The 18742-nt window shown below is 43.1% G+C and carries 16 protein-coding genes; 8 read left to right on the top strand and 8 right to left on the bottom strand.

Features of this window, described 5'->3' with window-relative positions:
* Positions 1-19: 19 nt before the first annotated feature.
* A complete protein-coding gene (locus tag CWI32_RS11165; protein ID WP_100535304.1) occupies positions 20-1318 on the bottom strand; it encodes an ABC1 kinase family protein in 1299 nt (432 codons plus the stop codon).
* 58 nt (positions 1319-1376) lie between these two features.
* Positions 1377-2147 (bottom strand): HesA/MoeB/ThiF family protein, encoded by a 771-nt coding sequence (locus CWI32_RS11160; protein WP_100535303.1) that lies wholly within the window; start codon positions 2145-2147, stop codon positions 1377-1379.
* A gap of 480 nt (positions 2148-2627) precedes the next feature.
* Here CWI32_RS11160 and CWI32_RS11155 point away from each other — a divergent pair, with 480 nt between their 5' ends.
* Positions 2628-3158, top strand: coding sequence for a pyridoxamine 5'-phosphate oxidase family protein (locus CWI32_RS11155; RefSeq protein WP_100535302.1), 531 nt, complete (start codon positions 2628-2630; stop codon positions 3156-3158).
* 255 nt (positions 3159-3413) lie between these two features.
* On the opposite strand, the gene CWI32_RS11150 is transcribed toward CWI32_RS11155, so the two are convergent.
* The 3 genes from CWI32_RS11150 to CWI32_RS11140 all read right to left on the bottom strand — a co-directional run bounded on the left by CWI32_RS11150 (position 3414) and on the right by CWI32_RS11140 (position 7481).
* The gene (locus tag CWI32_RS11150) at positions 3414-5060 is read right to left on the bottom strand and encodes an AMP-binding protein (RefSeq protein WP_100535301.1); all 1647 of its coding nucleotides are present in this window, start codon (positions 5058-5060) and stop codon (positions 3414-3416) included.
* Positions 5061-5332: 272 nt separating this feature from the next.
* On the bottom strand, positions 5333-6463 hold the full coding sequence (locus tag CWI32_RS11145) for an acyl-CoA dehydrogenase family protein (protein ID WP_100535300.1): 1131 nt from the start codon (positions 6461-6463) through the stop codon (positions 5333-5335).
* Between the two features lie 247 nt (positions 6464-6710).
* Positions 6711-7481 carry a 3-hydroxyacyl-CoA dehydrogenase gene (locus tag CWI32_RS11140; protein ID WP_005097220.1) on the bottom strand — a complete coding sequence of 257 codons (771 nt, stop codon included), beginning with the start codon at positions 7479-7481 and terminating at the stop codon, positions 6711-6713.
* A 137-nt stretch (positions 7482-7618) separates the two neighbouring features.
* On the opposite strand from CWI32_RS11140, the gene CWI32_RS11135 reads away from it, so the two are divergent.
* Entirely contained in the window at positions 7619-8641 is a 1023-nt protein-coding gene (locus tag CWI32_RS11135) for an AraC family transcriptional regulator (RefSeq protein ID WP_213064371.1), read from the top strand.
* Positions 8642-8868: 227 nt separating this feature from the next.
* Positions 8869-9222, top strand: coding sequence for a hypothetical protein (locus CWI32_RS11130; RefSeq protein WP_005170516.1), 354 nt, complete (start codon positions 8869-8871; stop codon positions 9220-9222).
* A 172-nt stretch (positions 9223-9394) separates the two neighbouring features.
* Here the strand turns inward: CWI32_RS11130 and prmC are convergent, their stop codons facing one another.
* Together prmC and prfA are read right to left on the bottom strand one after the other, a co-directional pair.
* Positions 9395-10213, bottom strand: coding sequence for a peptide chain release factor N(5)-glutamine methyltransferase (prmC, locus tag CWI32_RS11125; RefSeq protein ID WP_005097223.1), 819 nt, complete (start codon positions 10211-10213; stop codon positions 9395-9397).
* A complete protein-coding gene (prfA, locus tag CWI32_RS11120) occupies positions 10213-11301 on the bottom strand; it encodes a peptide chain release factor 1 (protein WP_005097224.1) in 1089 nt (362 codons plus the stop codon). Before prfA ends, prmC begins: the two co-directional genes overlap by 1 nt.
* Positions 11302-11647: 346 nt before the next feature.
* Between prfA and CWI32_RS11115 the strand changes: the two genes are divergently transcribed.
* The 4 genes from CWI32_RS11115 to CWI32_RS11100 all read left to right on the top strand — a co-directional run bounded on the left by CWI32_RS11115 (position 11648) and on the right by CWI32_RS11100 (position 14786).
* Entirely contained in the window at positions 11648-12079 is a 432-nt protein-coding gene (locus tag CWI32_RS11115) for a glycine zipper domain-containing protein (protein WP_005097225.1), read from the top strand.
* A 233-nt stretch (positions 12080-12312) separates the two neighbouring features.
* Positions 12313-12765 carry a hypothetical protein gene (locus CWI32_RS11110; RefSeq protein ID WP_005097226.1) on the top strand — a complete coding sequence of 151 codons (453 nt, stop codon included), beginning with the start codon at positions 12313-12315 and terminating at the stop codon, positions 12763-12765.
* A gap of 155 nt (positions 12766-12920) precedes the next feature.
* Positions 12921-13925: an LLM class flavin-dependent oxidoreductase gene (locus CWI32_RS11105; RefSeq protein ID WP_005097228.1), complete on the top strand. Its 1005-nt coding sequence runs from the start codon at positions 12921-12923 to the stop codon at positions 13923-13925.
* Positions 13926-14222: 297 nt separating this feature from the next.
* Positions 14223-14786 (top strand): NAD(P)/FAD-dependent oxidoreductase, encoded by a 564-nt coding sequence (locus CWI32_RS11100; protein ID WP_005097230.1) that lies wholly within the window; start codon positions 14223-14225, stop codon positions 14784-14786.
* A gap of 233 nt (positions 14787-15019) precedes the next feature.
* Here the strand turns inward: CWI32_RS11100 and ppsR are convergent, their stop codons facing one another.
* The gene (gene ppsR / locus CWI32_RS11095; RefSeq protein ID WP_005097231.1) at positions 15020-15856 is read right to left on the bottom strand and encodes a posphoenolpyruvate synthetase regulatory kinase/phosphorylase PpsR; all 837 of its coding nucleotides are present in this window, start codon (positions 15854-15856) and stop codon (positions 15020-15022) included.
* A 154-nt stretch (positions 15857-16010) separates the two neighbouring features.
* Between ppsR and ppsA the strand changes: the two genes are divergently transcribed.
* A complete protein-coding gene (gene ppsA, locus CWI32_RS11090; protein WP_005097232.1) occupies positions 16011-18389 on the top strand; it encodes a phosphoenolpyruvate synthase in 2379 nt (792 codons plus the stop codon).
* Positions 18390-18742: the final 353 nt, after the last annotated feature.

Raw genomic sequence — 18742 nt, 5'->3', positions numbered from 1 at the left:
AGTCTAGATGGGTTTAAGATTAATGCTTTAACAGCAGATTCGGATCCATGCTCTGCACCATTTGCAAACGCTGATCGGCATAGATATCGGTATACGGCGCCAGAATTCGCATGAAACGGTCGAAATACAACATTTGCTTGAACAGCAAGGCAAAGTCACGCGGGAACCGAATCCCATGACGTTCACCCACAGCCACCATATCCATCATGATATCGTTCAGGTCAGCAGGATTTGAAGTGAGCAGTTCCTGTGGATCTGCCATCAATACACCACTAAATAAACGTTCCAGATCAGCAGCCAAGACTTTGGTATCAATCTGCACAGCGGTCATGCCCATTTTCAGCATGTTTTGCGCCATCAGCTCATAATTGGTATGTTGCAATGAATCCATAAATGCCATACATGCCGTCCATACCTCAGGCTTGAGCTGACCGACAATACCGAAATCAATAAAACCGACACGGCCATCTTCGAGCAGCATCAGGTTGCCTGCATGCAAATCGGCATGAAAACTGTTACACATCATCAAGCTGCCAAACCAAGTATTCATCGCAGTGATGAGTACTTGAGATGGATCTTTGGATACCTTTTTAACCACTTCAAAATCTGTCAAAGGCACACCGTATAAACGCTGCATGGTGAGCACACGACGGGTCGAATATTGATGATAAACCTTCGGTGCAGTCGCTGCCTGATTGTTGGTGATATTCAGGTAATTAACAAAATCATCCAGATTCTGGGCTTCTTCGATAAAATCGACTTCACGCACCATACGGGTTTTGATTTCTTCGACAATGTCGGCCAGTGACGCAAACTTGACTTTTGGTACTGCTTTTTCCAGCACTTTGGTCGCCCAGTGCAGTACATTTAAATCGGTGTATAAAATGGTTTCCACACCCGGTTTTTGTACCTTAATCACGACATCTTCGCCAGACACCAGTTTGGCTGCATGCACCTGTGCAATAGATGCAGAAGCTAACGGCGTTTCATCAATCGATGCAAAGATTTCATCCAGATTGCGTCCTGCAAATTCAGAAGCCAACACTTGCTGGATATAACTGAACGGTAAGCGTGGAGTCTGATCCAGACAGCCCTGAAATTCTTCTACATATTCACGCGGAAATAGAGACGGCGTACTGGCAATAAACTGCCCCAGCTTGATATAAGTTGAACCCAGAGATTCAAAAGTCTCCCGCATGAGTTTGGCATTGCTTGGCTTTTCAGTAGCATATTTAAAGCCCGCCTTTGCCGCAACGACCGCTGTTTCTCCCATGCGGGCAACTGAACGTATTCCATCTAACCAGATATTGTTTTTCATAATGTCTTAGGAAAAATTAATTACATGCAGTGTAGCAAAAAAATATTAATTTGCAGGCTTATCTTGCCTGACAGATCGGACAATCTGTATCTTTTTCGAAAGCGAGAATCCGCTGCTTAAAACTCAATCCATCCCATAACAGCAGTTTTTGTCTGAGTGGCATCAATCCCAAACCCAGATATAACAAGGCATGATGGGCTTGCAAGCTGGCCATCACGTTAGGCGTGGTCGCCAGTACACCGGAGTTTGCACAGCGTAGACTTTCATCAGCCTGGTTTTCGGGTGGGAACAGGCAGGCATAGCAGGCCGAATCCCCTTCGAGCATAAAAAGTTGCCCTTGCAGGCCAATCGCCGAGGCACTCAACAAAGGTACATTCAGTTCTACACAGCGCTGATTAACCAGATAACGTGTCGCAAACTGGTCGCAACCATCCAGCACCAAGTCCTGATGCCGAATCACACTGACTGCATTTTCAGCCGTTAAGGCCTGATTAATATATTCAACCTGTACGTTTGGATTAATTTGGCCCAGTCGTTTCGCCAGAATTTCTGCTTTGTAAAGTCCAAGATCCTGCGGTGTAAATGCAAGTTGTCGCTGTAAATTGCTCATCTCGATCGTATCTGGATCGATTAGGGTAATTTTTCCTACACCGGCACGTGCCAAAAGTTCTGCCAGTGCACAGCCAATTCCACCACAACCAACAATGCAGACATTAGAAAATTTTAACCGTTCTTGAGCGTCAATATCCCAGTCATCTAAGAGAATCTGACGGCTATACAAATGTAATTCAGCATCGGTGAGTTCGAATTCTGGGGATATGGCATCCATATTAAATGTAGACAACGTCTTTCCTTGTTTCGAAAATTTTTAACAATGATCGCAAAATTGGCTTTACTGATGTTTCTAAAGGCTAAAAATCTTTGGAAGATCAATTTCACAGTCAATTCACAGCACATCAATAAATGGTTTGGCCATCGCTGAGCCAAATAGCATATCAGCTAAACGCTCGGTATCAAGCTGCAGCCACTAGAGCTTGGCATGATTTTTTTGAATCACCTCAATTAAACAGTTCCGGCAAATGGCTCTCCAGTTTATAAAAGGCGTCAGACCTGCTGTTATTAAAATCTTTGCTATTAAATTACCCTGTACATTAAGTTGCCTTGTTTAGCGATTCTGTAGTCTCTGCCTGCATTTGCGTATAAAAATGTATGAGTTCAGTGAGACCTCAGGCATCTGTCTCTAAATATGATTAATCTGAAAATACCAAGCAATTTTTTCAGCTTTCATAAAATCGTATGGAGAACATACATGACCGAGCATAACAATACTCAACATGATAATCGTGAAAAATTATGGGAATTGATCAAGGATGTTCGTTATACCATGATCAGCCATTTAACCGACACACATGAAATCCACTCCCAGCCGATGACCATGCTGAACTCCGAGCAGATGAATGAACGTCAAAACTTATATTTCATCCTGCGTAATACCAATGATCTGGTCAAAGCAGCAGAAACAGGCCGTGGTCAGATTGGTCTGTCTTTTGCAAAACCATCAGATGGTATTTATGTGTCGATTAGTGCACATGCTCAGATCAGTACTGACCGCATCTTGATTGAGCAATTATGGAATCCCTGGGCTGAAAACTGGTTTGAAGGCAAGGATGATCCGACTGTACGGGTACTGATTGCTGAAGCGGTCAGCGCTGAATACTGGAATGTGACCGACAACAAAGTCACCCAGCTCTTTAAAGCTTTAAAAGGTGGCGTTACCGGTGAAGCGGGTGAGCCACATGCGGAACACCAAAAAGTAAATTTACAAACCAATATTTGGTAATGGATACATTTAGCCTCTTAAGATTAAGAGGCTAAATTTTTGATATATTTAATCTTAAACCTTGTCATAATTTCAATGTAATTACATCAACCATGTATTTCGCTTAATTTAATTCGTACTTTTGAAAATAAAATCTTGTAAAAATCAGTCCTATTTCTAACTTAAAATTTAACTAGAAAATGCTGTATTTTGTCAAAAAACCACAGGCTGCCATGGCAGCCTTTTGACACTTACTTAACAGATTAATTTTAAAAACTAACTAACTTGTTTGATTTCTTGAAGTTTGGCAATTTCCTGCTGTTTGAGTAAATTTCGCTGAATTTTTCCACTCGACGTTTTAGGTAAACACTCGACAAATTCAATCTCTTTTGGGTAGGCATGCTTGGATAGGCGTGAACGCACATAGCTTTGCAGCTTCAGCATGAGTTCCTCAGTGGCTGGATAGGCTAATTTAAGTACCACAAAGGCTTTTACAATTTCTGTTCGTTCTGGATCTGGTTTACCGACGACTGCAGATTCAAGCACTTCTTCACATTCCAGCAAGGTACTTTCCACATCAAAAGGCCCTACACGATAGCCCGAAGTTGTAATGACATCGTCCGCACGCCCAATAAAATCAATACCGCCATATTCATTCAGTTTTACAGTGTCACCGGTTAAATAATACTGCCCGACAAAAGACTTTCGATTATGACCGGCATAGCCTTTAAACCACATCAAGGGTGAAGCCGAACAGTCAATTGCCAAGATTCCAATCCCGCCTTTTTCGACTTCCTGATGTTCTGCGTTCAATACCGCAAAGCGATGCCCCGGAATCGCAAATCCAGCTGAACCCACTTTTTTATGATGCTCCAAGCCATGATGATTGGCGATCACCATACCGAGTTCAGTCTGTCCATATTGATCATAAATATTCACATTTAAATCATGATTGAACCACTGGATCACTTCAGGCGTAAGCGGTTCACCTGCACTACTGACCACACGCAAATGCGAACTGATGCCTGCATCAAATTTTTCTTTAAAGCCAAAGAACATCCGGAATGCAGTTGGCGAGCCAGTCAGGTTACTGACTTTATATTTCTCAATGATATGTACAGCATTATCGACGCTAAATCCACGTTCATCCATAATGATGCTATGACCTAAACTGAGCGGGCCCGCAATGCCATAATATAGTCCATAGGCCCAACCTGGGTCGGCCAGATTCCAGAAGGAATCTTCTTCTCGCAGATCTACGGCGTGCAGCATATAGCCTTTAAAGGCCAACAACGCTTTTAAAGGTACAGGAACCGATTTTGCCAAGCCTGTGGTGCCTGAAGTAAACATCATCAGAAAAATATCATTAAATTGGCCACTCACTGGCTCAAACTCTTCTGACTGCTGCTTTAACTCGGTCCAAAAGTCAGCATCCGGATAATGATCTGCCACTGCCTGATGTACGGTCAGAATATTTGGAATATTCAGATCATGCAGTTTCAAGCGCTGCTCTTGATCGGTGACAATCAGTTGAGTAGCGGCTGTACTCATACGATGCTCAATTGCTTTACTTTCAAAGGCAGTGAACAAAGGCTGATAGATAGCACCGATCCGCCAGGTGGCCAAAATAGTAATTAAGAGTGCAGGTGTTCTTGGCAGTAGTCCAGCTATACAATCTCCTGCTTTTAAACCCAGAGAATGCATATAATTGGCCAGCTGTCCTGAAGCAGTTGCCAATTGTTCAAATGTCCACTGCTCTGTTTGACCATTTTTGCCTTCCCAGATCAGTGCGGTTCGGTTTTGGCCAAGGTAACGTCCACAACATTCAGTATAGGCATTGATGGACTCTGCATTTCCAGCCAGATGTTCCTGAACCATATTTTCAAAATTGAAATCAACATATGCTTGTTCTAGTGTCTTCATGACGACAACCTCTATCCTGTTGTATTTTTCAGGCGACCTTGCCTGAGTGTGTCCACTTATCGTTGTTGTTCCTGCTGATTCCATCAGCATAGTTTCTTCACATCTAATTCATGCCTGATGACTAAGACATGAATCATGCTGCTTTATTTATCTTCTGCGTACTGTCTGTCTTTAGCTAATCAGGGTTGCTTGATCCTGGCAATTTCCATATCCATCAACCGAAATGCCAGATTTGAACATCGACCAAAGTCTATTTTTAATCAAAATCAACGTTAACAGACTTCACGCGCAATCACCAAACGTTGAATATCCGATGCACCTTCATAAATTTGGCTCACGCGCACATCACGGTAAATACGCTCTACTGGAAAATCAGAGACATAACCGTAGCCACCATGAATCTGAATCGCATCGGAACAGACCCGTTCTGCAATGGTTGATGCAAACAGTTTTGCCATTGAGGCTTCTTTTAAGCAGGCTAAACCAGCATCTTTTAAAGTTGCCGCATGCAAGGTCAGCTGACGTGCCGCTTCAATTTGTGTCGCCATATCTGCCAGCCTGAAAGCCACTGCCTGATGCTGCACAATTTCTACACCAAAGGCTTTACGTTCATTGGCATATTCCACCGCTGCATCCAGCGCAGCCCGAGCCATCCCGACTGATTGTGCTGCAATACCAATACGACCAGATTCAAGATTGGACAAGGCAATTTTGTAGCCTTCACCTTCCTGACCCAGCAGGTTTTCCACCGGAATCCGGCAGTTATCCAGAACAATCGTCGCGGTATCGGAACAATGCTGACCCATTTTCTCCTCTAGGCGTGACACGATATAACCCGGTGCATCGGTCGGTACCAGAAAACATGAAATGCCTTTTTTCCCTGCCAATTTATCTGTCACAGCAAAGACTAATGCGATCTGTGCATGTTTGCCCGTGGTAATAAACTGCTTGGTGCCATTAAGTACCCATTCATCGCCATCACGTTCGGCCCTACATTCTAAAGAACTGGCATCTGAACCGGCCTGAGGTTCTGTCAAGCAGAAACAACCCAGCCATTCACCGGTGGCCAGTTTAGTTAAATACTGCTGTTTCTGTGCTTCGGTGCCATAACGCTGGGTAATCCCACAAGGCAAAGAATTCTGCACACTAATAATAGTCGAAATTGCCCCATCTCCTGCGGCAATTTCCTCAAGTGCCAAAACCAGAGAAACATAATCCAGACCTGCACCGCCCCATTCTTCAGCAACGGTCATACCCAGTGCGCCAAGCTCACCCAGTTCTTTGAGTTCTTGTGCAGGAAATTGTGCTGTTTTATCGCGTAAGGCCGCTGTTGGTTTCAGTTTCTGCTGCGAATAATTGCGCATCATGTCCTGAATCATTTTTTGTTCATCATTTAAAATCATTGAACTTCCCTTTCTATATCTATTTTATTTACTTCAAGCTTTTTACTATTGAGATCGTTGGAACGTCAGTTAAGGCGGCATGGATGTCGCCTGCGAAACTGAGATACAGGGATGTATCTTCAGTTTCGCAAAGGGTTTTTGTTTCTTTTGATCCTTCAAAAGAAAATGCATGCTTAAACAAAGTCATTTAAATTCAATGAGAAACTGGCAGCTGTGCAAATCATCATGTCCTATATAAATCGAAGACTTATTTAGGCTGCATGCGAATCGCGCCATCCAGACGAATCACTTCACCATTTAAATAGCTATTTTCAAAAATATGCCCCACCAGCTGGGCAAATTCCTGAGGTTTAGCCAAACGTGATGGGAATGGCACCATTTGTCCCAAAGCATCCTGAACATTTTGCGGCATACCTTTTAGCATCGGGGTTTCCATAATGCCCGGGGCGATGGTCATCACTCGAATGGCTTCACGTGCCAGTTCACGAGCCAAAGGTAAAGTCATCGCCACCACTGCACCTTTGGAAGCAGCATAAGCGGTCTGGCCAATTTGACCATCATAAGCGGCGACCGAAGCGGTATTTACAATCACGCCACGCTCTTCTTCACCAGATTGCAGTTCATATTTTGCAATTAACGCCGCTGCATGACGTAGCATATTAAATGTGCCATTCACGTTAATATTCAGCACTTTTTGGAACATCGCCAATTCATGAATACCGTTACGCCCCAGCACTTTGGCAGAAGGTGCAATACCTGCGCAGTTGATCAAACCATTCAGTTGAGCATACGCATTTTCGACATGTGCAAAGAACGTTTCTACGGCCTGCTCATCGGTGACATCCAGCTGTACAAATTCAGCCTGCTCACCCAGTTGTTGCTGTAATGCCTCACCCTGCTCCTGATTCATATCGACCAGAATCACTTTGGCACCGTGTGCAACCAGATGCGTGGCTGTCGCTGCACCCAAACCCGATGCTCCCCCGGTAATCACAACGACTTTTCCCTGAATTTTCATATTTCTTCCCTGATAATTTTCTATTTGAGATACGACTTAATATGCAGAGTAAACAGAGTTTTTATTCTGTACAATTTCCAAATATTGCATCTTGCCTGAGGTATTTGGACAATAAAAATGAGGATGTCACACTGAACATGCATAAGCCTGCACTGGAATATAGCAAAGGGACTATTTCGATCGACTTGGTCAAGGAAGCCTTGCTCGATGCCAAACGATTAGAATTTGATATCTCTACTATTCTAAAAAAAGCCAATATTCCAGCCGAAGTACTCAATGCACCTAAAGCGCGCGTGTCGGTGAGCCAGTTTGCTCAATTATGGACAGTGCTTGCAGACAGCATGAATGACGAATTTTTTGGCATGGACAGTCATGCCATGCGCCGTGGCAGCTTTAAATTGCTTTCAAAAATGCTTATGCAGGCAGATACACTAGAAAGGGCGCTACAACACATTTTGCAATTTCTCAACTTGATTCTGGACGATCTGCAAAGCACGCTTCTCGTTGAGGAACACTATGCCTATATCGTGATTTATGATTTAAAATCTACAAAACGCATGTTTAGTTATGCGACCTATCTGATGCTGATTCATACCTTGATCTGCTGGTTAAGTGGACAACGGATTTTGCTGAATCAGATTCAATTAAAATGTCCTGCACCACTCGATGATTTTGATTATAAAGTCCGTTTTTGTGAACAGATTGAATATCAGGCCAATGAAAACTATGTGCAGTTTGATGCAAGCTATCTGCAACTGCCGATTAAGCAGGATGCTCAATCCTGGTATCAGTTTATTCAACAAACGCCTCACAATTTATTGGTGCGTTTTAAAAATCCTTATGCACTCAGCACCCAGATTCGCAGACAGCTTCTGCAAGTTTCACCGTCAGAATGGCTAGAACTGAATGATCTTGCCTCAAAAATGAATATGTCCGAGGCGACCATACAACGGCGTTTAAAAAGCGAAGGGGTCAGCTACCAGCAATTAAAAAATGAAATACGCCGGGATACCGCAATCGAATTATTGACGCGTACTGAGCAAAGCTTGCAAGACATCAGTGACCAGCTCAACTTCCAGGAATCCAGCGCCTTTCATCGTGCCTTTAAGAAATGGACTGGAGTCAGTCCGGGAGCTTATCGTCAAAATAATATTAGATAATTTATATAAATTGATACTTAAAAAATATTAATAAAATTTTATTGAAACTTAAGTTCATATTTTTACTGTGATTATAAATTTCAAGCCCTGCAGCATATATTAGCAGGACTACACAGTCATCCAGAAAGCTTTGCAATTCGCCTGAGAATAGATTATTTTTCACTCAATTTATAGCACTTTGCTATTAGCTGTACTCCCAAATTTTCTCCTAAGTTGAAGGTATTTTCATGTTAAAGATGACTGATGTTCTTGAACAGAATCTTGTTCAAAACTTCGCCAATGCTTTAGTTCATTCAGCTGATCAAATCTCTGAACAGCTTAATCAAGCTATTTTAAGTGCCTCTGACTCAGCGCTTAAAGATGTTGTGGTTCAGTTCTTTAACCGTGTTGATGCAACTGAAACTGCCGCAGCCTTAGAAATTCCGGCAGATCGCATTGTCGCCCTGCAACAAGGTATTGCGCTCAAAGATGAACAATACTTGGCAGATACCGTGAAAGTTGTAGCGCTTTGTCTGGCAATGGAAACCGGTGGCTTAGATCAAGTCGAAGTCTATGACTGCCTGCAAGACTATCCGATGTAATTCTTTTAAAGAATTTAACAAAAGTGATGCTCTGGCATCACTTTTTTCTTTATAGGATAGTAATAGAATGTCATTAAAAATACTGGATATTTCAGATGTTAATCTAAGAATTTAAAAAACCAAAAAAAAAGCGACCAAATCGGTCGCTCTTTTCATAAAGAAGGATTAAAAATTAATGCGGCCACTGACCCAAAGTCACCCGATCATTACCGCCATAATCTTTTACGGTACGGACCTTTTTATAACCGGCCTGCTTAAATAGATGCTGCACGGCATCAGCCTGATCATAACCATGCTCAAGCACCACCCAGCCATTGACGGTTAAATGCTTTTTGGCCTGAATAATAATGTCTTCCAAATCAGCCAAGCCCTTTTTATCCGCAACCAGTGCACGTTGCGGCTCGGTCGCCAGATGCTGCATATGTGCATCATCCGGATCGATATACGGCGGATTTGAAGCAATCACATCAAAGAACTGACGGCCAAATGGTTTCAACCACGAACCCAGAACGAATTCTACATTCTCAATATCATGTTGTTCTGCATTATATTTGGCTACTTCAAGCGTAGGCGCATAAATATCTGATGCAACAATCACCCATTCAGGACGCTCCGATGCAAGCGATAAGGCAATTGCACCTGTGCCTGTACCCAAATCCACCACACGGGCATCTTCAGGCAAATCTAACTTTAACACGGTTTCAACCAGCACTTCAGTATCAGGACGCGGCACCAACGTATCTTTGCTGACTTTCAGATCCAAAGTCCAGAATGGTTGTGAACCGGTGACATAAGCCAAAGGTTCACCGGCAGCAATTCGTGCCAGACCATCCTTATAAGCTTGTTCCTGCTCAGGCGTCAATTCCTGATCTTTTTTCATCAACAGATCAAATGAATCAATCTTGGTGATGTGTTCCAGCAACCAGGCATTTTCCTGACGCTCATAACTTTCAGCTTCGCCGCGTAAAGCCAGCGCTTGTAAAATATTCATTATCCACCATTCTGCTGTGCAAGCATGGCCAACTGATCGGCCTGATATTCGCGATGCAGGCTGTCCAGCAATTCGGTCAAATCACCTTCCATGACCGCATCCAGCTTGTATAAAGTCAGGTTAATGCGGTGGTCGGTCATACGACCTTGAGGGTAATTATAGGTACGAATACGTTCTGAACGATCCCCTGAACCAACCAGATCACGACGCATTTCAGAGGTTGCAGCATCGGCAGCAGCCCGTTTGGCATTTTCTAAACGAGACACCAAAAGTGCCATCGCTTTGGCTTTGTTTTTGTGTTGCGAACGTTCATCCTGACACTCCACTACCGTGCCTGTCGGTAAATGGGTAATACGTACCGCAGAATCAGTTTTGTTAATATGCTGACCACCAGCACCTGAGGCACGGTAAGTATCAATCCGCAAATCCGAGGAATTGATTTCTACCGAAGTATCGACATCGACTTCCGGTAAGATCGCAACGGTACAAGCAGACGTATGTACACGACCTTGCGATTCGGTTGCTGGCACACGTTGTACACGATGCGCACCACTCTCAAACTTCAAGCGACCATATACACCGTCACCATTGATCAGGCAAATCACTTCTTTATAACCGCCGTGTTCACCTTCATTTTCTGACAGGATTTCAATACGCCAGCCTTGATTTTCTGCGTATTTACTATACATGCGATACAGATCACCCGAGAAAATCGCTGCTTCATCGCCGCCGGTTCCGGCACGAATTTCCAGATAAGCAGAGTTGGCATCATTTGGATCTTTTGGAATCATCAGAATATTCAGGTCTGATTCAAGCGCTTCAATCAAAGCTTTATTTTCTTTGATTTCCTCTTGTGCCATTTCCTTAAAGTCCGGGTCCGACAACATGGCCTGAGCTGTTTCAATATCTTCTTCAGCCTGTCTGTACTTGCTCCAAACGCTGGTGATTTCTGTCAGGTCATTATGCTCACGCGACAGCTGACGAAAACGTTTATTGTCTGAAATTACTTCTATATCAGCCAATAATGCTGTCAGCTCTTCGTGGCGGTCAGAGAGTTGGTCTAATCGTAAACGTAACGATTCTTTCATTTTTTAAAAAATCTCAAAACATAGGCTGCAACTAAAAACCGATTTAGCACAGCGAAATCAAAAAATTGCGCCTAGTTTAACGATTCTGGCTTCTAATGAACATCATTATTGAGTAAGTCCACGCCGCTATCATTCTCTCTCGGCAGCATTTGTTAACAAATAAGATTAAAAATAGTGGAATTGCCTTTTTTATAATCGATCTTATGCTTATTTCTTGCAGATTTTACAATTCATCAAATAAAGCAGTGAATTATGGAGAAACATCTTCATATTATTCTGGGCATGATTTGTTACATTTTCCACATCGAAATAAATACAGTCCTGTTAATGGACACGGAGTGATGACATGAAACTCAACGCACTTTTAATGAGTACAGTTTTAGCTGCTGGTTCAATGATGGCGGTAAATGCACATGCAGACAGTACAGCACGTGTTGCAGCAGCAAGTGCCTTAGGTAGTGTTGCAGGTACAGCCCTAGGTAAAAACATGGGCGGCAATACTGGCGCTACACTTGGCGCAGCCTTGGGTGGTGCAGGCGGCGCAGCAGTGGCAAGTAGCAAAAAGAACCGTACTGAATCTGCAATCGGTGGTGCTTTGGGTGGCGGTGCAGGTTATACCGTAGGTAAAAACATGGGCGGCAGCAATGGCGGTTATATCGGTTCAGCCTTGGGTGCTGCCGGTGGTGCTGCATTAGGTAACAAGATTTCCAAAGACAAAACTGCAGAAAAAGCCAAATCACGCCACTACAAGAAAAAACGTCATTACCGTTATAACTGATCAATGCGTTAGACCTCAGACATTCGTCATTAAGAGCACCTTCGGGTGCTTTTTTTATGCTTTTCAAACACAGTCAAATTCATGTAATACATAAAATTATTCACTCAAAATCATGAATAAATTAAGGAGATAAAAATCACAATTCGTCAACACGGCCTTCATGCTGTTTGACGCTTGCTAGATTAAATTGATCTTATCAACAAATACAGCTAGATATACGAAAAGGTGTACTCATGAACTATAAATCTCTAATGATCGCTGTTGTAGCAACCTCAGCCATGGGTATGACAGCAGCCAATGCCGGTAATACCACCAATACAGCTTTAGCTTCAGCACTTGGTGGTGTGGTTGGTGCAGCCGTGGGTAATAAAATGGGTGGTACAACCGGTGCAACCATCGGTTCTGCGATTGGTGGTGGTGCTGGTGCAGCTGTTGCGGCAAACAAGCGTGACCGTAATGGTGCGATTATCGGTGGTGCCCTCGGTGGTGGTGCCGGTTATGCAGTCGGCCGAAATATGGCGGGTACCAATGGCGGTTATATCGGTGCAGCACTAGGTTCTGCGGGTGGTTCAGCACTGGGTAAAAAAGTCAGTGAGGATCGCCGTTATGATGACCGCTATGACCGTCGCTACAGTTCAAAAAACTACCGCACGAATGACTATCGCTATAACAACCGTCGTCGTTAAGGCTGCACTCTCTAAGCTTCCCTCCTTAAATAAGCATCTTCGGATGCTTATTTTTTTGCCTGTTATTTTCGTTTACACTTATATCGATTTTTTTCGATATACAAATACAATGCAAAGTCGTATGCTTTTAGTCATGTCTATTTAAGAGTAATACGATGCGTACACTTAACGATACCCGGTTCTCTATCCTCGAACTGGTTCCTGTTCGTGACGATAAGACTATTCAATTCGCGCTGAACCACGCGCTGGAGCTTGCCCAGGCAGCAGAACAACTGGGTTATAGCCGAATGTGGCTGGCAGAACATCACAATATGGATGGCATTGCCAGTTCAGCCACAGCCGTTCTTTTAGGCTATTTACTGGCGAACACCAAAAGCTTAACTTTAGGCTCAGGCGGGATTATGCTCCCGAATCATGCGCCGCTGGTGGTGGCTGAGCAATTCGGAACTTTAGCGACCTTATATCCAGATCGTGTTGAACTCGGTCTGGGCCGTGCTCCTGGAACTGACCAGATGACCATGCGTGCCCTGCGCCGTGGCCGTCAGGAAACTGAAGATCAGTTCCCGCAAGATATTCTGGAAATTTTGCAATATTTTAAAGATCCAGAGCCAAATCAGCGTATTGTTGCGACTCCCGGTCAAAGCACGCATGTTCCGGTCTGGCTACTCGGATCGAGTCTGTTCAGTGCACAACTTGCAGCAAAACTGGGCCTGCCTTATTCTTTTGCTTCACATTTTGCCCCGCGTATGCTCGGTCAGGCGATTCAGCTGTATCGTGAAAACTTCGAGCCTTCCGAATACTTGGATCGACCTTATGTTTCAATGGGTGTACCGACCTGTGTGGCAGATAGCGATGAAGAAGCAGAATATCTGGCGACCAGTGCCTATCAGCGGGTTTTGTCATTGATTCGTGGTCAGACCTTAAAACTGAAAGCGCCGATAGATTCAATGGACGGTCTATGGTCACCTGCGGAAAAAATGTCAGTCGATAATTTCTTTGCCATGGCACAGGTCGGCTCCAAAGCAACTGTGAAAGCTGGGCTGGAATCACTTTTAGCCAGATATGATGTTGATGAGTTTATCTTCACTTGTGACATCTATGACACTGACAAGCGTCTGCATAACTTTGAGCTGTTGATGCAGCTTAAAAACGGGCAATAAATGAAAGCGACATCTACCTATTCTCAGCAATGGGTAGATGTTGTATAATTTTCAAATAAAATAGCAACAACCTGTTTAACGCCTTCATCCAAACTTTTTCTATTCATTCTTCTCTCTTACTTAACACCACCGCTTTTTAATCATATTTATCTCCCCTGACTTAGAAAAAAATAAGCCGCTGTATTTCTGTCAAATAGATGACTGTCTAAGTTAAATTTTCTCCTTTACCCTGCTTCTGGTTTTTGTTTATATCTAGGACAAAGAAAATCAATTATTAAATAAATTCAAGGAAGTCTAATGGCCACCAAGCAAGATCTACACGCTGGCATTTTTGAAAATCATCCCGAACATTTCCAGCTGTTTACCGGAATAAATATCGCTTCTTCCGAGCTTATGAAACTGGATTATTCAAACAAAGATATTGCAATTATTGGTACAGACCAGTTTACCGTTACCCAGCTGGATAAAATTAGTCAACATGCCGGTTCGGTGAAAGTTTTTCAGATTAATCCTGCTTTTGTGCTGCCAGGTTCAGACCGCATTCTGCAACGCATTATTAATCATCCTTTAATTGGTAAAAATCGTCGTCTATTTAACAACCGGATTAAGAGTCTGCTTTCCCTCAGATTTCTGGAAAATCAGGTACAAAACCTGTGGCTAAGACGCCAGTTAATGCCAAATCTTGCATCTTCTCCTAACACCTATCTCAAGTCAGATCATTATTATGCCGCGCTACAGCGGGAAAATTGTCAGCTGATTACCTGGCCAATCCTAAAAATTACTGAAAACAGTATTTGCTGTATCAATGGAGATCAGCATCAGGTCGATATTATTATTCATACTTATTTAGCAGAAGAATAAGCTACGTTGGCAACTCAACATGAAAAATTGATGAAATCTAGAACTCTACACCCAGGATTAATAGTGTACTTATTCAACAAATTGATTAAATAACGCTCTTTTGTATTTTTAATTATGATACTTGATATTTTTTAAATTTATAAAAATCATATATTATTTCTATAAATAAGCACTTATTGGTATTTTTTAGCTATAAAACAGAGCCAAATCAAAGTTTGGCTCTGTTTGGCTTTTTAGCCAATTCGACGTTTTAAACCCGTCATTTGCAAGACACGTGTCGAGATTTCTTCAATCGACATTTCAGAGACATTCAGGTACTTGATTCCTTCCGAAATGTAGATTCCTTCAATGGCACGCAGCTCCATCTGGCACTGGCTAAAGCTGGCATAACGACTATTGGCCTTACGTTCAGTGCGAATCGCGACGAGACGGTCTGCATCAATCATCAGACCAAACAGCTTGTTTTTATGCGGACGCAGTACCGCTGGCAAGCGATTATCGTCCAGATCTTCTTCTGTTAGTGGATAGTTGGCCACCCGAATACCAAATTGCAAAGACAAATAAATAGAGGTAGGTGTTTTACCCGAACGCGACACCCCAATCAGAATCAGATCGGCTTTATCATAATGACGCGTACGCGCGCCATCATCATTGTCCAAGGCAAAATGTACCGCATCGATACGGGCTTTATAGGAGGCAGTATCAGTCACCGCATGGGTTTGACCGACTAAAGTTGTAGGCAACACCTGCAACTCATCCGACAACTTACTGATAAGCCCTTCAAATACATCAAGATTTACGGCATTTGCGGTATTAATAATCTCCCGCACATAAGGGTCGACTAAAGTATCAAAAACCAGTGGTTTTTCACCGTCTTGCAGAGCACGCGCATTGATCTCTGCAACCACACTGGTTGCGGCTTCTTCAGAGCTAATATAAGGGATAATATGAATGTCAAACTTTACATTTGGAAACTGCGCTAATAGTGAGTGTCCAAGCGTTTCAGCGGTAATTGCCGTGCCATCCGAGATAAAGAAAACACTACGCTGAATTTGTTTACCTTCTGACATTAAAATTCTCCTCCACCATTTGTCTTAGTGCTATATAATCTTTATAGTAAACCGATCTTACATGACTGTCGCTTAGTAAAATCAAAAACCTAGATGATTTGCTATACTCTCATGCCAAGATAGTGATTAATACTGCAAAAGTGGAGTAACAACTTTGGAAGCGCGCGTAATTGGTCTGGAAAAATTAGGGAAGCACGACGTTGAACTCGTGGGTGGGAAAAACTCATCCTTGGGCGAAATGATCAGCCACTTATCCAATGCTGGTGTATCGGTGCCAGGTGGCTTTGCAACTACAGCTGAAGCATATCGTGAATTTCTCGAGCAAAGTGGCCTAAACGCTAAAATTAATGCAGAGCTTGCAGCACTAAATGTGGATGATGTGAATGCTCTTGCTGAAACCGGTGCAAAAATCCGCCAATGGATTGTGGATACTCCACTTACCTCTGAATTAGAACAAGAAGTTCGTACAGCATTTGCAGAACTTTCTAACGGCAACCCTGATATCGCGGTTGCCGTTCGTTCATCAGCGACAGCAGAAGATTTACCAGATGCTTCTTTTGCTGGACAGCAAGAAACTTTCTTGAATATTCGCGGTATTGATAACGTGCTTATCGCGATCAAAGAAGTTTTTGCATCTTTATATAATGACCGCGCAATTTCTTATCGTGTCCATCAAAACTTCGCGCATGACGTGGTTGCCCTTTCAGCAGGGATCCAACGTATGGTTCGCTCTGAAACGGGTGCTGCAGGTGTGATGTTTACCCTGGACACTGAATCAGGCTTCCGTGATGCAGTGTTTATTACCGCGTCTTATGGTTTGGGTGAAATGGTCGTTCAAGGTGCAGTCAACCCTGACGAATTCTATATTTCTAAACCGCTGTTAAATGCAGGCCGACACGCGATTTTACGCCGCAACTTGGGTTCTAAACACCAGAAGATGATTTATGGTGAAGAAGCTTCTGCAGGTAAATCAGTGGTTGTCGTAGATGTAGAAAAAGCTGAGCGTCAACAGTTCGCTCTAAACGACCAAGAACTCCAAGAACTTGCCAAACAAGCGCTGATCATTGAAAACCACTACGGTTCTCCAATGGACATCGAGTGGGCAAAAGATGGCGATGATGGAAAAATCTACATCGTTCAGGCACGCCCTGAAACAGTAAAAAGCCGTGAAAATGTCGGCACCATGGAGCGCTATCTCCTCAAACAACGTGGTACTGTGATCTGTGAAGGTCGCTCAATCGGTCAACGTATCGGTTCTGGTAAAGTCCGTATCGTGACTTCAATCAAAGAAATGGACAAAGTACAAGACGGTGACGTGCTGGTATCTGACATGACTGACCCGGATTGGGAACCAGTGATGAAACGTGCTGCTGCGATTATTACCAACCGTGGTGGTCGTACCTGTCATGCTGCAATCATTGCACGTGAACTTGGTGTTCCTGCGATTGTAGGCTGTGGTAATGCCACTGAAGTACTGGTTGACGGTCAGGAAGTGACTGTGTCTTGCGCTGAAGGTGATACGGGCTTCATCTATGAAGGTGCGCTGGATTTCGAAATCCAAACCAACTCGATCGAATCAATGCCTGCTCTTCCGTTCAAAGTCATGATGAACGTCGGTAACCCGGATCGTGCATTCGACTTCGCGCAAATTCCAAACGAAGGGATTGGTCTTGCACGTTTAGAATTCATCATCAACCGTATGATCGGTGTGCATCCTAAAGCATTGTTGAATATTGACAGCTTGCCACGTGAAACACGTGCTGCTGTGATGGCGCGTACTGCTGGTTATGCTTCTCCAATCGAGTTCTATGTAGAAAAACTGGTTGAAGGTATCTCTACTCTTGCTGCTGCATTTGCAGATAAACCAGTGATCGTGCGTATGTCTGACTTTAAGTCAAATGAATACGCAAACTTGATCGGCGGTAAGTTGTACGAGCCAGAAGAAGAGAACCCGATGCTGGGCTTCCGTGGTGCAAGCCGCTACGTGTCTGACAACTTCCGTGACTGCTTCGAGCTTGAATGCCGTGCATTGAAAAAAGTTCGTGATGAAATGGGCTTAACCAACGTACAGATCATGATTCCATTTGTGCGTACTGTGGCTGAAGCAAAACGTGTGATCGAGTTATTGGAATTGAACGGTCTTAAACGTGGTGAAAATGGTCTTAAAGTGATCATGATGTGTGAATTACCAACCAACGCATTGTTGGCCGATCAATTCCTTGAACACTTCGATGGTTTCTCTATCGGTTCAAACGACCTGACCCAGCTAACGCTTGGTCTAGACCGTGACTCTGGTATCGTATCGCACTTGTTCGACGAACGTGACCCTGCTGTAAAAGCGCTTCTTGCTCTTGCAATCCAGGCATGTCACCGTGCAGGCAAATACGTGGGTATTTGTGGTCAAGGTCCTTCAGACCATCCTGATCTTGCGAAATGGCTCATGGAACAAGGCATTGAGTCTGTATCTTTAAACCCGGATTCAGTCCTGGATACCTGGTTCTTCCTGGCTAAAGAAAAAGTGGCAACTGCATAATAGATTTTAAATAAAAAAAAGACCCTTTCGCAGGGTCTTTTTTTTATGGGATGAATATTCTTTTATATTTCAAAACGCTCTTCTGAAAGTTTTAAAAATATAAGTTTTTGTATTTTGTTTCTCCACATTCAAATTGTAATGACAAACAAATGCCAACAGTAAAATCATTTTTAAAGGGCAATAATTAAAGCGAATCGGATATGTTGAATGATGCACTCAAACCACCCGATCCTTGTTACACTGTTTTTGATTTGAAGCATTTTCTTCATAAATAGGATTGAAAATACTCAATTTATCTATAATCTTAACGATAAGATGGTGTTTGTTTTCAAAATAGAATTCAATACAATCTT

This window comes from Acinetobacter pseudolwoffii (genome assembly GCF_002803605.1).
GTDB lineage: Bacteria > Pseudomonadota > Gammaproteobacteria > Pseudomonadales > Moraxellaceae > Acinetobacter > Acinetobacter pseudolwoffii.
The sequence above is the reverse complement of the archived record's forward strand: the minus strand, read 5'-3'. Positions and strand labels throughout refer to the sequence as shown.